Annotated in this window: 17 protein-coding genes; 10 read left to right on the top strand and 7 right to left on the bottom strand. The window is 68.0% G+C overall.

Annotated features, from left to right (window positions below):
- Positions 1-110: 110 nt before the first annotated feature.
- Entirely contained in the window at positions 111-1,037 is a 927-nt protein-coding gene (locus tag VBO01S_RS02485; RefSeq protein WP_062469987.1) for an alpha/beta fold hydrolase, read from the bottom strand.
- Positions 1,038-1,155: 118 nt separating this feature from the next.
- On the opposite strand from VBO01S_RS02485, the gene VBO01S_RS02480 reads away from it, so the two are divergent.
- The 4 genes from VBO01S_RS02480 (at position 1,156) to VBO01S_RS02465 (ending at position 3,797) form a co-directional block, all read left to right on the top strand.
- Positions 1,156-2,217: an aldo/keto reductase gene (locus tag VBO01S_RS02480; protein WP_062469984.1), complete on the top strand. Its 1,062-nt coding sequence runs from the start codon at positions 1,156-1,158 to the stop codon at positions 2,215-2,217.
- A gap of 17 nt (positions 2,218-2,234) precedes the next feature.
- On the top strand, positions 2,235-2,726 hold the full coding sequence (locus tag VBO01S_RS02475) for an aminoacyl-tRNA deacylase (protein WP_062469981.1): 492 nt from the start codon (positions 2,235-2,237) through the stop codon (positions 2,724-2,726).
- A gap of 74 nt (positions 2,727-2,800) precedes the next feature.
- Positions 2,801-3,436, top strand: a complete 636-nt coding sequence (plsY, locus tag VBO01S_RS02470; protein WP_062469978.1) for a glycerol-3-phosphate 1-O-acyltransferase PlsY — start codon at positions 2,801-2,803, stop codon at positions 3,434-3,436.
- 7 nt (positions 3,437-3,443) lie between these two features.
- Positions 3,444-3,797 carry a RidA family protein gene (locus tag VBO01S_RS02465; protein WP_062469975.1) on the top strand — a complete coding sequence of 118 codons (354 nt, stop codon included), beginning with the start codon at positions 3,444-3,446 and terminating at the stop codon, positions 3,795-3,797.
- Positions 3,798-3,816: 19 nt separating this feature from the next.
- Here the strand turns inward: VBO01S_RS02465 and VBO01S_RS02460 are convergent, their stop codons facing one another.
- Positions 3,817-4,461, bottom strand: coding sequence for a retropepsin-like aspartic protease family protein (locus VBO01S_RS02460; protein WP_062469972.1), 645 nt, complete (start codon positions 4,459-4,461; stop codon positions 3,817-3,819).
- Between the two features lie 7 nt (positions 4,462-4,468).
- A complete protein-coding gene (locus tag VBO01S_RS02455; protein WP_062469970.1) occupies positions 4,469-4,954 on the bottom strand; it encodes a YajQ family cyclic di-GMP-binding protein in 486 nt (161 codons plus the stop codon).
- A gap of 43 nt (positions 4,955-4,997) precedes the next feature.
- Between VBO01S_RS02455 and murB the strand changes: the two genes are divergently transcribed.
- Positions 4,998-6,050: a UDP-N-acetylmuramate dehydrogenase gene (gene murB, locus VBO01S_RS02450; RefSeq protein WP_062469967.1), complete on the top strand. Its 1,053-nt coding sequence runs from the start codon at positions 4,998-5,000 to the stop codon at positions 6,048-6,050.
- A 4-nt stretch (positions 6,051-6,054) separates the two neighbouring features.
- Positions 6,055-6,888 (top strand): glycine-rich domain-containing protein, encoded by an 834-nt coding sequence (locus VBO01S_RS02445; protein ID WP_062469964.1) that lies wholly within the window; start codon positions 6,055-6,057, stop codon positions 6,886-6,888.
- 90 nt (positions 6,889-6,978) lie between these two features.
- On the opposite strand, the gene argG is transcribed toward VBO01S_RS02445, so the two are convergent.
- From argG to VBO01S_RS02425, 4 genes are all read right to left on the bottom strand, one after another.
- Positions 6,979-8,319 (bottom strand): argininosuccinate synthase, encoded by a 1,341-nt coding sequence (argG, locus tag VBO01S_RS02440; protein WP_062469963.1) that lies wholly within the window; start codon positions 8,317-8,319, stop codon positions 6,979-6,981.
- A 15-nt stretch (positions 8,320-8,334) separates the two neighbouring features.
- Positions 8,335-8,661, bottom strand: a complete 327-nt coding sequence (ppnP, locus tag VBO01S_RS02435) for a pyrimidine/purine nucleoside phosphorylase (RefSeq protein ID WP_062469962.1) — start codon at positions 8,659-8,661, stop codon at positions 8,335-8,337.
- Positions 8,662-8,787: 126 nt separating this feature from the next.
- Positions 8,788-9,435, bottom strand: coding sequence for a hypothetical protein (locus VBO01S_RS02430; protein ID WP_062469961.1), 648 nt, complete (start codon positions 9,433-9,435; stop codon positions 8,788-8,790).
- A gap of 58 nt (positions 9,436-9,493) precedes the next feature.
- Positions 9,494-9,847, bottom strand: a complete 354-nt coding sequence (locus VBO01S_RS02425; protein WP_062469960.1) for an ArsC family reductase — start codon at positions 9,845-9,847, stop codon at positions 9,494-9,496.
- A gap of 36 nt (positions 9,848-9,883) precedes the next feature.
- On the opposite strand from VBO01S_RS02425, the gene folC reads away from it, so the two are divergent.
- From folC to purF, 4 genes are all read left to right on the top strand, one after another.
- The gene (gene folC, locus VBO01S_RS02420) at positions 9,884-11,191 is read left to right on the top strand and encodes a bifunctional tetrahydrofolate synthase/dihydrofolate synthase (protein WP_062469959.1); all 1,308 of its coding nucleotides are present in this window, start codon (positions 9,884-9,886) and stop codon (positions 11,189-11,191) included.
- 72 nt (positions 11,192-11,263) lie between these two features.
- Positions 11,264-12,139 (top strand): SPOR domain-containing protein, encoded by an 876-nt coding sequence (locus tag VBO01S_RS02415; RefSeq protein WP_062469956.1) that lies wholly within the window; start codon positions 11,264-11,266, stop codon positions 12,137-12,139.
- Between the two features lie 35 nt (positions 12,140-12,174).
- Positions 12,175-12,660: a CvpA family protein gene (locus VBO01S_RS02410; RefSeq protein ID WP_062469954.1), complete on the top strand. Its 486-nt coding sequence runs from the start codon at positions 12,175-12,177 to the stop codon at positions 12,658-12,660.
- Between the two features lie 12 nt (positions 12,661-12,672).
- Complete coding sequence (gene purF, locus VBO01S_RS02405; protein WP_062469951.1) at positions 12,673-14,175, top strand: amidophosphoribosyltransferase; 1,503 nt, start codon at positions 12,673-12,675, stop codon at positions 14,173-14,175.
- The last annotated feature ends 17 nt before the right edge of the window (positions 14,176-14,192 follow it).

Here is a 14,192-nt window from a genome sequence, read left to right as displayed (position 1 = left end):
GCCACTCGGCGTTGCGCTCCTTGCGTGTGCGCATGCACACGCGGCGTCACGCGCCTTGATTGGCCCGCCGTGGCAGACCTTCGCGACGCCAGAAATAGGGTGAACAGGCCCTAGGCCAGGAAGTCTTCGATCAGCTGCGCCACGCGCTGCGGCTGGTCGTGGTGCAGCATGTGGCCCGCGTCGTCGAGCTGCGCGATGCGCACCGAGGGCACGGACTTCAGGCGCTCGTGGAACTCGGCGAGCGTGTAGCGCGCCTTCCACCAGCTGTGCAGGCTGTCGTCCGAGGCCTCGACCATCAGCGTCGGCGCAGTGATGCGCGCGTAGAGCGCCAGTGTTTCGTCGACGCGGAAGATGTTGGCGTTGACGATCTTGTGCGCGGCCTCGCCGAGGATCTGCCAGCGCGTGCTGCCGTCGGGCTGGGCCTGCGGCGCCGACCAGTGGCCGGCCAGCCAGTCGGCCTTGTCCTGCGTGAGGCGCGGGTTGGTCTTCATGAGGCGGCGTGCCACGCCGTCCACCGCCGAATAGCCCGCGAGCGCTTTCTCGCCGCGGTGCAGGCCCTTGAGCTCGTCGATCCACTGGCCGTAGCGCGCGGGCGCCTCGGCGGGCTGGCGCGCGGGCATGCCGAAGCCTTCGAGGTTGACGAGGCGGCCGATGCGCGCCGGGCGCACGCCCGCGTAGTGCATGGCGACGTTGCCGCCCATGCTGTGGCCCACGAGGTCGACCGGGCGGGCATCGTCGCCTTCGCCGGCGTAGTGGTCGAGCAGCCATTCGAGGTCGGCCAGGTAGTCGGGCAGCCAGTAGTTGTCGACGCCGCCGCCGTCGGTGAGGCCGAAGCCGCGCCAGTCGGGGGCGATGATGAAGCGGTCGTCCTTCAGCGCATCGACCACGAACTGCCAGGAGGCCGCCACGTCCATCCAGCCATGCACCAGCACCAGCGGCGGGCGCTCGCTCGACGGTTGCCCCCAGAGGCGGACGTGGTAGTTCAGGTTGCGCACGGGCACGAATTCGCTGCGCGAGGGGCGGAGGGCTTGGTACATATGGCGCTCGATGATACGGAGAGGCCGCGCCGCGCGCAGTCCGCCACAGGACAGGGCGGCGCTCGGTTTCTCGGGGCCGGGGCTGCGCCTGCCGCGCGGGCGCGCTAGCATTCCGCGCATGAAAAAGATTCCACTCGGTCAGAGCGACCTCCACGTCACCCCGATCTGCCTCGGCACCATGACTTTCGGCGAGCAGGTCGATGAGCCCACCGCCCACGCCGTCTTGAACCGTTCGCTCGAGCGCGGCGTCGACTTCATCGACACGGCCGAGATGTACGCGGTGCCGGCAAGCAAGGAAACCTGCGGCGCGACCGAAACCATCATCGGCAACTGGTTTGCGGCCAACCCCGGCACGCGCCAGAAGATCACGCTGGCGACCAAGGTGGCCGGCCCCTCGCGCGGCATGCCCTGGGTGCGCGAAGGCACGGGCATGACGGCGGCCGACATCGAGGCCTCGTGCCACGGCAGCCTGCGCCGCCTGCAGACCGACGTGATCGACCTGTACCAGATCCACTGGCCCGAGCGCCACGTGCCGGTGTTCGGCAACATCCACTACAACCCCGAGAAGGAAACCTCGCAGACGCCGATCCACGACCAGCTCGAGGCGCTGGGCAAGCTGGTGAAGGCTGGCAAGGTGCGCACCATCGGCCTGTCGAACGAGACGCCCTACGGCGTGCACGAGTTCGTGCGGCTGGCCGAGCAGCACGGGCTGCCGCGCGTGGTGTCGGTGCAGAACGTCTACAACCTGGTGAGCCGCGCGCACGAGAACGCGCTCGACGAGACCATGCACCGGCTCGGCGTGTCGCTGCTGGCGTACTCGCCGCTGGCCTTCGGCCTGCTGACGGGCAAATACGACCAGAGCGGCATCGAAGGCCCCGACGCGCCCAAGGGTGCGCGCATCTCGAGCTACGAGTCGGTGCGCAAGCAGCGCTGGGGCAAGCCCGACGCGCTGCGCGCGGCGCGGCGCTACAACCAGCTCGCACGCGACCACGGCCTGAGCCCCACGCAGCTCGCGCTGGCCTTCTGCTACACCAAGTGGCAGGTGGCGAGCACGATCATCGGCGTGACCTCGGTGGCGCAGCTCGACGAAGACCTGGACGCCTACGGCACCACGCTGTCGGCCGAGGTGCTGGCCGAGATCGACAAGATCCGCCTGGACATCCGCGACCCCGCCGCCTGACCCGAACAAGTGAGCAAGTGAGCAAGAAAGCCCACGTTTCCGAGACGCCCGCCACCCAGCTGCTGCGGGCGAACAAGGTCGCCTTCACCGAGCACCCCTACGAGTACCAGGAGCACGGCGGCGCCCAGCACAGCGCGCAGGTGCTGGGCTTCGACCCGTTCACCGTGGTCAAGACGCTGGTAATGCAGGACCAGGACGCCAAGCCGCTGATCGTGCTGATGCACGGCAACCGCACGGTGTCGACCAAGAACCTCGCGCGGCAGATCGGCGCCAAGTCGGTCGAGCCCTGCAAGCCCGAGGTGGCGCAGCGCCACAGCGGCTACATGGTGGGCGGCACCTCGCCCTTCGGCACGCGGCGCGAGATGCCGGTCTACATCGAGTCGAGCGTGCTCGATCTGCCGAAGGTCGCGATCAACGGCGGGCGGCGCGGCTACCTCGTGGGCATCGATCCGCAGGTGTGCGTGACGCTCCTGGGCGCCAAGCCCGTGCAGTGCGCGCTGGCAGAATAGCCGGCGTTTGCTTTTTCCCGCCGGGCATGCAGGCCGGCGGCGCACAACAACAATCCGTTCCCCGGAGACCCGCCTTGAGTTTCGATCTGCCTTCCCTCCTTGCCATCGTGGCGTCGTACCTGATCGGTTCGCTGTCGTTTGCGGTCATCGTGAGCAAGTCGCTCGGCATGGCCGATCCGCGCAGCTACGGCAGCGGCAACCCCGGTGCCACCAACGTGCTGCGTTCGGGCAACAAGGGCGCGGCGCTGGCCACCTTGCTGCTCGACGCGGCGAAGGGCTGGCTGCCGGTGTTCCTGATCCGCCAGTTCGGCGCGCAGTGGGGGCTGGGCGAGGGCGTGGCGGCGCTGGCGGGCCTGGCGGCCTTCCTGGGCCACCTGTACCCGGTGTTCTTCGGCTTCCAGGGCGGCAAGGGCGTGGCCACGGCCGCCGGCGTGCTGGTGGGCATCGCGCCCTGGCTGGGGCTGGCCACGGGCGCGACCTGGCTGATCATTGCGATCTTCTTCCGCTATTCGTCGCTGTCGTCGCTGGTGGCAGCGTTCTTCGCACCGGCCTACTACCTGCTGGGTGGAAACATTGCGTGGCCACTCGACCGCACGGTGCTGATTGCGATCATCATCATGAGTCTGCTGCTGATCTGGCGGCACCGCGAAAACATCCGCCGGCTCGCGGCCGGCACGGAGTCGAAACTCGGCTCGAAGAAAAAGGCTTGAACTCACCATGGCATCCATCACCCGCTTCCACGTCGGCCCGCGTCTGTCCGAGACCGCGGTGCACAACGGCACCATCTACCTCGCGGGCCAGGTGCCCGACGACACCACGCAGGACATCCGCGGCCAGACCGCGCAGGTGCTCGGCATGGTCGACCGCCTGCTGGCCGAGGCCGGCAGCGACAAGTCGCGCATCCTCATGACGCAGATCTTCCTGGCCGACATCGGCGACATCGGCGCCATGAACGAGGTGTGGGACGCGTGGATTCCGGCCGGCAACACGCCGCCGCGCGCGACCGTGGAGGCCAAGATGGCCAGCGCGGCTTACAAGATCGAGATCGTCGTCACGGCCGCGCAGGCCTGAGGCCGGATCGGGAGCGGTCTCAGTACCGCTTCTCGAGAATCATCTCGTCGGCATCGCGCCGCATCGAGAAGCGGTTGAGAAAGCTGTTGCCCAGCAAGACGAAGGGCATGGGTTGCTGCGAGACGATGGCGTCGATGTCGTAGACCTCGACGTCGCCCACGCGCACGCTCTGCAGCCGCAGCCTGTAGCCCGCAGCGTTGCCGTTGGCCGTGCGCATCTGCACCAGCTGCCCCTTGCTGTAATCGAGCCCGATGCGCTGGGCATCGACCGCCGACAGCGCGATGGTGGTCGCACCGGTATCGAGCATGAAGGTGACGGCGCGGCCGTTGATCTGGCCCTGCGTCATGTAGTGGCCCCGGCTGTCGGCCTGCAGCACGATGCGGTTGCCGCCGCTGCCGGCAATGCCGCCCCGGCCGATGCTCACGGGCGAATCCATGCGCAGCGAGAAGCGCTTGCCCGCCGATTCGACCACCGCCTGGTCGGCCTGCAGCGACACCAGCTTGACGCCCTGGAAGGTCTCCCCGACCGCCACGGTCTTGGGCGGCGCGCCGTTCACGATGAGGATGGCGCGGCTGCCGATGGAGCCGGTCAGCGTGACCGAGTCGGCGGCGTGCGCCGCCATGGCCGCGGCCGCCCACAGCGCCGCGACGAGGAGCGCCTTCATGCGCGGGTCAGTCGCGGAAGTTGTTGAAGGACAGCGGCATGTCGGGCACGTCCTTCTTGATGAGGGCCATGGCGGCCTGCAGGTCGTCGCGCTTGGCGCCGGTGATGCGCACGGCATCGCCCTGGATCGCGGCCTGCACCTTGAGCTTGCTGTCCTTGACGATGCGAGTGATCTTCTTGGCCTGCTCGGTCTCGATGCCGTTCTTGATCTTGATGACCTGCTTGACCTTGTCGCCGCCCATCTTCTGGACGTCGCCCTTGTCGAGAAAGCGCACGTCGACGCTGCGCTTGGTGAGCTTGTTGCGAAGGATGTCCTCGACCTGCACGAGCTGGAACTCGGCGTCGCCGATCATGGTGATCTCCTTGTCCTTGAGCTCGACGGCGGCGGCGGTGCCCTTGAAATCGAAGCGCGTGCCGATTTCCTTGGCGGTGTTTTCGACCGCATTCTTCACTTCGGGCAGATTGGGCTCGCAGACGGTATCGAAAGACGGCATAGGCTCTCCTGGACGCACGGGTACTGAATGCGACAATTCTCCCATGATCGTGGAGTCCAATGTCCCGCTGCAGCCCTACAACAGCTTCGGCATCGTCGCGCGCGCGCAGCACCTGGCGCGCATCGCCAGCGAGGCCGACCTGGCCGCGCTGCACGCCGATCCGGCCTGGCGCGACGAACCCCGTTTCGTGCTCGGCGGCGGCAGCAACATCGTGCTCACGGGCGACGTCAAGCCGCTGGTGCTGAAGGTCGAGATCAAGGGCCGGCGGCTGGTCGAAGAGACGCCGCGCGCCTGGGTCGTCGAGGCCGGCGCCGGCGAAACCTGGCACGACACCGTCGAATGGATGGTGCGCAGCGGCTACCCGGGGCTGGAAAACCTGGCGCTCATTCCTGGCACCGTGGGCGGCGCGCCGGTGCAGAACATCGGCGCCTACGGCGTCGAGTTGCAGGACCGCTTCGATTCGCTCGACGCCTTCGACCTCGAAACCGGCCGCGCCTTCACGCTCGACGCGGCGCAGTGCGCCTTCGGCTACCGCGATTCGGTCTTCAAGCATGTGCGCAGCGGCCCGAACGATTTCGGCCTGGCGGGCCGGGCGGTCATCACGCGGGTGCGCTTCCGGCTGCCCAAACCGTGGAAACCGGTGGTCGGTTACCTCGACCTTGAACGCAAGATGGAAGAAACCGCCAATTTCACACCGAGCGCGGTCGATATCTTCGAGTGGATCTGCGCCATCCGCCGCGCCAAGCTGCCCGACTGGCGCGTGCTGGGCAACGCCGGCAGCTTCTTCAAGAACCCGACGGTCACGCCCGAGCAGTGCGCCGACATCATCGCGCGCGACCCCAAGATCGTGCACTACCCGATGGACGACGGCAGCATCAAGCTCGCGGCCGGCTGGCTCATCGACGCCTGCGGCTGGAAGGGCAAGTCGGTGGGCAACGCCGGCGTGTACGAAAAGCAGGCGCTGGTGCTGGTCAACCGCGGCGGCTCGGCCAACCCGGTGACGGGCGGCGAGGTGATGACGCTGGCCAAGGCGATCCAGACCAGCGTGTACGAGCGCTTCGGCATCCGGCTGGAGCCGGAGCCCGTGGTGGTCTGACGCGGTGGATCTCGACTTCCTGCACCTGAACTACCGCCGGCGCATCGCCGTGCTGGGCTGGGCGCAGCTTGCCGTCATCGTGGCGGGCATCGCCTCGGTGTTCCTGGTGCGGGCGGGCTGGTGGGGGTCGGTGCTGCTGATCCTCGCGGCCTTCTCCTTCGCGGTGCTCCTGAGCCAGATCGAACTCAGCCTGCGCCGCCAGTTCATCCGCGAGGCCCGGCTGCCGCCGTTCCTGATCGGCAAGCTCCGTGCGGCGCACCCGCAACTGAGCCGACGCGACGCCGAGCTGGTGCTGCGCGGGCTGCGGCAGTTCTTCATGGCGTACCTGCGCAGCAACCTCAAGTTCGTCGCCATGCCCTCGCGGGTGGTCGACACGGCCTGGCACGAGTTCATCCTGCACACGCAGGGCTACCAGACCTGGTGCCAGGCGGCCTTCGGGCGCCTGCTGCACCACAGCCCGGCCGAGGTACTGGGCCAGGACGCGCGGCGCAACGACGGCCTGCGCCGCACCTGGTACTGGGCCTGCAAGGAAGAAAGCATCGACCCGCGCAATCCGGCGCGACTGCCGCTGCTGTTTGCGCTGGACATCAAGTTTGCGATTGCGGACGGCTTTCACTACATCCCCGATTGCCGGGCGGTCGAGCGAGAAATCGGCTCTGACGCGCACTGCGGCACGAGCTTCGGCGATTCGTCGTCCGACGGCGGCAGCTCGGGCGATGCCGGAGGCTTCGGCGGCAGCGAGGCGAGCGGAAGCGGCGATGGCGGCTCCAGCGACGGGGGTGGCGCGTCCGATGGGGGCGGTGGATGCGGTGGCGGGTGCGGAGGAGGCGGCGACTGACGCCGGGTGCACTTTCCAAAGAAAAACGGGCCCCGAGGGGCCCGTTGTCATTGCTGCCCTTGCGGTTGGCAAGGGCAGCGAAGGGATCGATCAGCTGGCGTCGCCGTCGTTCGCCAGCTTCGGCAGCGAGGCGCCTTCGCCCGACGACAGCAGGCCGACCTGCGTGTAGATGGCGAGCTTTTCGCGCGTGTCGACGATGTCCAGATTGCGCATCGTGAGCTGGCCGATGCGGTCCAGCGGCGTGAACGCGCCTTCGACCTTTTCCATGCTCAGGCGCTCGGGCTTGTACGTGAGGTTGGCCGATTCGGTGTTCAGGATCGAGTAGTCGTTGCCGCGGCGCAGCTCGACCGTCACTTCGCCCGTGATGGCGCGCGCCACCCAGCGCTGTGCCGTTTCGCGCAGCATGATGGCCTGCGGGTCGAACCAGCGGCCCTGGTACAGCAGGCGGCCCAGGCGGCGGCCGTTGTCGCGGTACTGCTCGATGGTGTCTTCGTTGTGGATGCCGGTGACCAGGCGCTCGTAGGCGATGAACAGCAGCGCCAGGCCGGGGGCCTCGTAGATGCCGCGGCTCTTGGCCTCGATGATGCGGTTCTCGATCTGGTCGCTCATGCCCAGGCCGTGGCGTCCGCCGATGCGGTTGGCTTCGAGGATCAGCTCGACCAGGTTCGTGTAGCGCACGCCGTTCAGCGCGACGGGCACGCCTTCCTCGAAGCGCACCGAGACGGTTTCGCGCTTGACTTCGACTTCGTCCTTCCAGAAGGCCACGCCCATGATGGGCTGCACGATCTGCATGCCGCTGTTCAGGTGCTCGAGGTCTTTGGCCTCGTGCGTGGCGCCCAGCATGTTCGAGTCGGTCGAGTAGGCCTTCTCGGACGACATCTTGTAGGCGAAGCCGGCCTTTTGCATGAACGCCGACATTTCGGCGCGGCCGCCCAGCTCGTCGATGAAGACCTGGTCGAGCCAGGGCTTGTAGATCTTCAATGCGGGGTTGGTGAGCAGGCCGTAGCGGTAGAAGCGCTCGATGTCGTTGCCCTTGTAGGTGCTGCCGTCGCCCCAGATGTGGACGTCGTCTTCCTTCATGGCCGACACCAGCATGGTGCCCGTCACCGCGCGGCCCAGCGGCGTGGTGTTGAAGTAGGTCACGCCGGCGGTGGTCACGTGGAAGGCGCCGGCCTGCAGGGCGGCGATGCCTTCGTTGGCCAGCTGCGCGCGGCAGTCGATCAGGCGGGCGTTCTCGGCGCCGTAGAGCATCGCCTTGCGCGGGATCTCGTCGTAGTCGGGCTCGTCGGGCTGGCCGAGGTTGGCGGTGTAGGCGTAGGGGACCGCGCCCTTGAGCTTCATCCAGTGCAGCGCTGCACTGGTGTCCAGGCCGCCCGAGAAGGCGATGCCGACCTTCTGGCCGGCGGGAACGTTTTGGAGAATGGTCGACATGTCAGGGGTTCCGTTTCAACCGAAGTGGCAGATGTAGCTGTAGGGCTCGCCGCTCACGCGGATCTGGAAGCTCGAATTGCCCGGGATGCTGAACTTCTGGCCGGGGCCCGAGGCGATCCATTCGCTGGTGCCCGCGAGCTGGTATTCGCAGCTGCCGCCGGTGCCTTCCATGATTTCAGGCGCGCCGGTGTTGAAGGTGAGGGTGGAGGGCAGGACCACGCCGACCGATTTCTTGGTGCCGTCCGCCAGGGTGAGGTTGTGGCTCACGCACTTGCCGTCGAAATACACATTGGCCTTGGTGGCCACTGCGGCGCTGTTGATGGTGTCGGTAGTCGTCGTCATTGGATGGATGGCGCCGGCGCCTGCGCGTTCGGCGGATCGAGGGACGCGCCGCGGCAGCAGCACCCCCGGGGTTGGAGAAGCCCTCGATTTTAGGGGCTCGGGCGAGCCGGCCCGCCGTGGGGGAACTCAGTAGCGCCAGCCGTGGCGATGGCCGCCCCATCCGCGATAGCCACGGTAGTAGCCGCCACCGCCCCAGCCGCGCGAATAGCCCAGGTTCAGCGAGATGCCGACCGGCGGGTAGACGTAGGGCTGTGCATACGGGTAGGTGTAGGCGGGCTGCACGTAGACGGGCGGGGCATACACCGGGGCCGGCTGCACGTAGACCGGCGCGGGCGCGTTGGACACCACCACGCCGGGTTCGGGTACGACGCTGTCCCAGGGGGAGTTGGCACCTTGCTGGTACTGCCCCTGTTGCGGGTACGGCTGGTACTGCTCCTGGTACTGCGGGCCGTTGTTGGCCTCGACTGGGTAGGGCTGCAATTGCGACTGGGGCTGGACCGGCGCGGTGGTTGCGCCCGACGTGGTCACGCCGTACGCGCTGGCCTGGATCGGAATGGTGGCGCCCGGCCGGCTGGTGGTGCGGGTCGTGTACTGGCGGCCCTGGTATTCGTAGGTGACGTTGTAGCTGACGTCGCTGCCGGTCGTTTCGCGGATCGGCGTGGCGGAAATCACGCGCGCCTGGACCACTTGCTGGGCCTGCACGACGCTGGCGCCCGTGGCCAGCAGGCCGGCCGCCGACAGCCCCGTGAGGATGCGAAAAACGTGTCTGTTCATGGTGTTCTCTCCTGCAGATCCCGATTGGAGGCCCGGCGGCGGGACGGGGTTCCGGCGTTTACACGGCGTTCACAGCCCAGCTATCGGCATCGAAACCAGTCGTTACGCCCGTCTTCGGGCCCCAATCGACCACCGGCCGCTTGATCAGGCTGGGGTTGCCGAGCAGCACGGGGCGGGCCGAGGCGGCGTCGACCACCGCGTCGCGCGTGGCCTCGTCCAGCTTGCGCCAGGTGGTGCCCTTGCGGTTCACCAGCGCCTCCCAGCCGGGGGCCTGGAGCCAGCGGTCGAGCTCGGCCTCGGGCACGCCCTGTTTCTTGAAATCGTGGAAGGCGTAGGCCACGCCATGGTCGTCGAGCCAGGCGCGGGCGCGCTTGACGGTGTCGCAGTTCGGAATGCCGTATAGGGTTGTCATGGCCGCCATGATGCCGCGAGCGGCGGGTCGGCGACAATGCCGGCCTCCATGGAAACCCTGAACGACTGGCTCGCGCGCGCCGAGCACCTTCATCCCGACAAGATCGAACTCGGGCTCGATCGCGCCAAAGAAATGGCGCAGCGTCTGGGCCTGCGTTTCGACTGCCCCGTCATCACGGTGGCGGGCACCAACGGCAAGGGCTCGACCTGCGCCATGCTCGAATCGATCCTGACGCACGCGGGCTACCGCACGGCCGTGTTCACCTCGCCGCACCTGGTGCGCTTCGAGGAACGGCTGCGGCTCAAGGGCGAAGCGGTCGATGCTTCCAAACTGATAGCAAGCTTCGAGGTGGTGGAAAAGGCCCGCGGCGACATGGCCCTGACCTACTTCGAGTTCACCACGCTCGGCATCCTGCATTGCATGATCCAGGAGAAGCCCGACGTGGCGATCCTCGAGGTCGGCCTGGGCGGCCGGCTCGACGCGGTGAACATCATTGACGCCGACTGCGCGGTCATCACCAGCATCGACCTGGACCACATGGAATACCTCGGCCCCGACCGCGAAAGCATCGGCTTCGAGAAGGCCGGCATCCTGCGCGCCGGCAAGCCCGTCATCGTGAGCGACCCGGTGCCGCCGCAAAGCGTCATCGACCACGCCAACGCCATCGGCGCCGACCTGTGGCGCTTCGGGCACGACTTCAACGTCTCGGGCGACAAGCAGCAGTGGGGCTGGTCGGGCCGGGGGCGGCGCTACAGCGGGCTGGCCTACCCGGCGCTGCGCGGCGCCAACCAGCTGCTGAACGCGGCGGGCGTGCTCGCGGCGCTCGAGGCGCTGCGCCCGCAGCTGCCGATCACGGCGCAGGCGGTGCGCAACGGGCTCGCGATGGTCGAGCTGCCGGGCCGCTTCCAGATCGTGCCGGGCGAGCCCACGCTGGTGCTCGACGTGGCGCACAACGCCCACGCCGTCGCGGCGCTGGCCGAGAACCTCGACGCGATGGGTTTTTCGCCCACCACGCACGGCGTGTTCGGCGTCATGGCCGACAAGGACCTCGCGCCCATCCTGGCGCGCATCGGGCCGCTGATCGATCGCTGGTACTTCACCGACCTGCCCACGCCGCGCGCCGCCAAGGCGGCCGATCTGCTGGCCGCGTGGCAGGCCCAGAACACGCGCAAAGACGCTTCCGGCAGCGTGCACGCGAGCCCGATGGACGCCCTGCGCGCGGCCATCGAGCAGGCAGGTGCCACTGATAGAATCGTGGTCTTCGGATCGTTCTTCACCGTGGGTGGCGTCCTCGAAAACGGCACCCCCCGGCTGCAAGCCAAACACCTGCTGCCAGGCGGCTGATCGTCGGGCTGTCCACACCCATCCGGCACCATCGGGCACCACCTCGCTGCACTCCTCCAGGGATCGAACTTCATGGCGTTTTTCAAGTTCCGCGCGCGCGGCCCACAAGGCAACGAAGGACGCAGCGCCCCCGCGGCGGTGCCGGCGGAAAGTGTCGAATCCATGCGCCGGCGTGCGCGCCACCGGCTGCTCGGTGCGGCGGTGCTGGTGCTGGTCGGCGTGATCGGCTTCCCGCTGCTGTTCGACACCCAGCCGCGCCCCGTGCCGGTCGACATCCCGATCGAGATCCCTGACCGCAACAAGGCCAAGCCGCTGCCCGTGCCCGCCACGCCGGCACCCGCGACCAGCAGCGCGCCTTCCTCGTCGTCCGACGGCAGCTCCCGCGTGGCCGCGGCCTCGTCGGCCGGCGGCATGATCACCGAGACCGCCGACGGCACCGTGATCGAGCCCGGCGCGACCGTGCCCGCCACCCCGGCGGCGCCCAAGCCCGCCGTGGAGCCGAAGAAGCCCGAACCCAAGCCGGAACCCAAACCCGAGCCGAAGCCCGAACCCAAACCGGAGCCCAAGCCGGAGCCGAAAAAGCCCGAACCGAAGCCCGAGCCCAAGCCGAAGCCGGAACCCGCCAAGCCCGCCGCGAACGCCGACGACGGCGCCCGCGCCCGCGCGCTGCTCGAAGGCAAGCCGCCCGCCGCCGCACCCAAGCCGGCCGCCGACGACAACGGCCGCTTCGTCGTGCAGGTCGGCGCCTTTGCCGATGCCGACAAGGCGCGCGAAGTGCGCCAGAAGCTCGAGCGCGCCGGCCTCAAGACCTACGTGCACGTCGCCAAGACGACCGACGGCGAACGCACGCGTGTGCGCGTCGGGCCGTTCGCCTCGCGTGCCGAGGCCGAGAAGGCCGCGGACCGGGTCAAGGGCTTGTCTTTGGCCGCGGCCATCCTCACGTTGTAAGCACCGCCGTCGCCCGCTGCCTGTAGTTCATTGCCGTGGCCCTGCTCGACTGGATCGCCATCGCGCTCATCGTGCTGTCGATGCTGTTCGGGCTGGTGCGCGGCTTGGTGTTCGAAGTGATTTCGCTGATCGGATGGGTGGCCGCCTTCATCGTGGCCCAGTGGGTGGCCTCCGACGCGGCGGCCTGGCTGCCGTTCGGCGACCCGCAGGCCACCTGGCGCTACCCGCTGGCCTTTGTGCTGGTGTTCGTGGCGGTGGCGTTCGGCGTGGGGCTGGCGGCAGCCCTCACGCGCAAGCTGATCGCCGCGGTCGGCCTGCGGCCGGTGGACCGGATTTTGGGAGCAGCGTTCGGCGCGGCACGGGGGGCGGTGGCCCTGCTCGTGCTGGCGGTCGTTGTTCATTTGCTGGCGTTGAGCGACAGTGCCTGGTGGCACGAATCGCGCAGCGCCATTGTTCTCGATGCGGCATTGCAGGGCCTCAAACCCTCGCTGCCTGAAAAGTTGGCAAGCTACCTGCCCTGAGAGGAATCGTTCATGTGTGGAATCGTCGGCGTTGTCAGCAACGCACCCGTCAACCAGCTGCTCTATGACGCGCTGCTGCTGCTGCAGCACCGCGGCCAGGACGCGGCCGGCATCGTGACCTTGCTGGAACGCAAGTTCTTCATGCACAAGGCCAAGGGCATGGTGCGCGACGTGTTCCGCACCCGCAACATGCGCGCGCTGCCCGGCAACGTGGGCCTGGGCCAGGTGCGCTACCCGACCGCGGGTAACGCCTACAGCGAAGAAGAGGCGCAGCCCTTCTACGTGAACGCGCCCTTCGGCATCGTGCTGGTGCACAACGGCAACCTGACCAATGCGCACGCCCTGCGTGCGGAGCTGTTCTCCACCGACCACCGCCATACCAACACCGAGAGCGACTCCGAAGTGCTGCTCAACGTGCTGGCCCACGAAGTCGAGCGCTCTTCGCGCGGCGTGCCGCTGCACCCGGCCGAGGTGTTCGCCGCCGTCAAGAACGTCTACAAGCGCCTGCGCGGCTCGTACGCCGTGGTCTCGCTGATCGCCGGCCACGGCCTGCTGGCCTTCCGCGACCCCTACGGCATCCGCCCGCTGTGCATGGGCCGCAGCGCCGACGGCACCGTCATGGTGGCCAGCGAATCGGTCGCGCTCGAAGGCTCGGGCCACGTGTTCGAACGCAACATCGAGCCGGGCGAGGCCGTGTTCATCGATCTCGAGGGCAACGTGCACTCGATGCAGTGCGCCGAGGGCGCGTCGCTCAACCCGTGCATCTTCGAGTTCGTGTACCTCGCGCGTCCCGACTCGGTGCTCGACGGCATCTCGGTGTATCAGGCACGCCTGAACCTGGGCGAAACGCTGGCCAAGCGCGTGGTCTCGACCGTGCCGCCGAACCAGATCGACGTGATCATCCCGATTCCCGAATCGAGCCGCCCGAGCGCCACGCAGCTCGCGCACCTCCTGGGCATTCCCTACCGCGAAGGCTTCGTGAAGAACCGCTACGTCGGCCGCACCTTCATCATGCCGGGGCAGGGCGTTCGCAAGAAGTCGGTGCGCCAGAAGCTCAACGTGATCGGCAGCGAGTTCAAGGGCCGCAACGTGCTGCTGGTCGACGACTCGATCGTGCGCGGCACCACCAGCCGCGAGATCGTGCAGATGGCGCGCGACGCCGGCGCCCGCAAGGTCTACCTGGCCAGCGCCGCGCCGCCGGTGCGCTACCCCAACGTCTACGGCATCGACATGCCGACCAAGGACGAACTCGTGGCGCACGACCGCACCGTCGAGGAAATCCGCGAGCTCATCGGCTGCGATGCGCTGATCTACCAGGACGTCGATGCCATGAAGCGCGCCATCGGCTCGCTCAACCCGAAGCTCGCCGGTTTCGACGCCTCGTGCTTCGACGGCGTGTACGTGACCGGTGACATCGACACCGAAGCCATCTCGCGCATGAACGGCAACCGTCCGCGCATCGAGGAAAACGAAGAAGACGCTTCGCGCCTCGCCCTGCCGAACCCCAGCGAGTAAGAGAAAGAAGAGAGGGC

The sequence above is a fragment of the Variovorax boronicumulans NBRC 103145 genome (assembly GCF_001591345.1).
GTDB classification, from domain to species: Bacteria; Pseudomonadota; Gammaproteobacteria; order Burkholderiales; family Burkholderiaceae_C; genus Variovorax; species Variovorax boronicumulans.
Note: the sequence above shows the minus strand (reverse complement) of the source record. Positions and strands in the feature narration are given on the sequence as shown.

Coding starts and splice junctions, on each gene's coding strand:
- VBO01S_RS02485 (WP_062469987.1), bottom strand. CDS start 1,037: ATGTACCAAGCCCTCCGCCCCTCGCGCAGCGAATTCGTGCCCGTGCGC.
- VBO01S_RS02480 (WP_062469984.1), top strand. CDS start 1,156: ATGAAAAAGATTCCACTCGGTCAGAGCGACCTCCACGTCACCCCGATC.
- VBO01S_RS02465 (WP_062469975.1), top strand. CDS start 3,444: ATGGCATCCATCACCCGCTTCCACGTCGGCCCGCGTCTGTCCGAGACC.
- VBO01S_RS02460 (WP_062469972.1), bottom strand. CDS start 4,461: ATGAAGGCGCTCCTCGTCGCGGCGCTGTGGGCGGCCGCGGCCATGGCG.
- VBO01S_RS02455 (WP_062469970.1), bottom strand. CDS start 4,954: ATGCCGTCTTTCGATACCGTCTGCGAGCCCAATCTGCCCGAAGTGAAG.
- murB (WP_062469967.1), top strand. CDS start 4,998: ATGATCGTGGAGTCCAATGTCCCGCTGCAGCCCTACAACAGCTTCGGC.
- argG (WP_062469963.1), bottom strand. CDS start 8,319: ATGTCGACCATTCTCCAAAACGTTCCCGCCGGCCAGAAGGTCGGCATC.
- ppnP (WP_062469962.1), bottom strand. CDS start 8,661: ATGACGACGACTACCGACACCATCAACAGCGCCGCAGTGGCCACCAAG.
- VBO01S_RS02430 (WP_062469961.1), bottom strand. CDS start 9,435: ATGAACAGACACGTTTTTCGCATCCTCACGGGGCTGTCGGCGGCCGGC.
- VBO01S_RS02425 (WP_062469960.1), bottom strand. CDS start 9,847: ATGACAACCCTATACGGCATTCCGAACTGCGACACCGTCAAGCGCGCC.
- folC (WP_062469959.1), top strand. CDS start 9,884: ATGCCGGCCTCCATGGAAACCCTGAACGACTGGCTCGCGCGCGCCGAG.
- VBO01S_RS02415 (WP_062469956.1), top strand. CDS start 11,264: ATGGCGTTTTTCAAGTTCCGCGCGCGCGGCCCACAAGGCAACGAAGGA.
- purF (WP_062469951.1), top strand. CDS start 12,673: ATGTGTGGAATCGTCGGCGTTGTCAGCAACGCACCCGTCAACCAGCTG.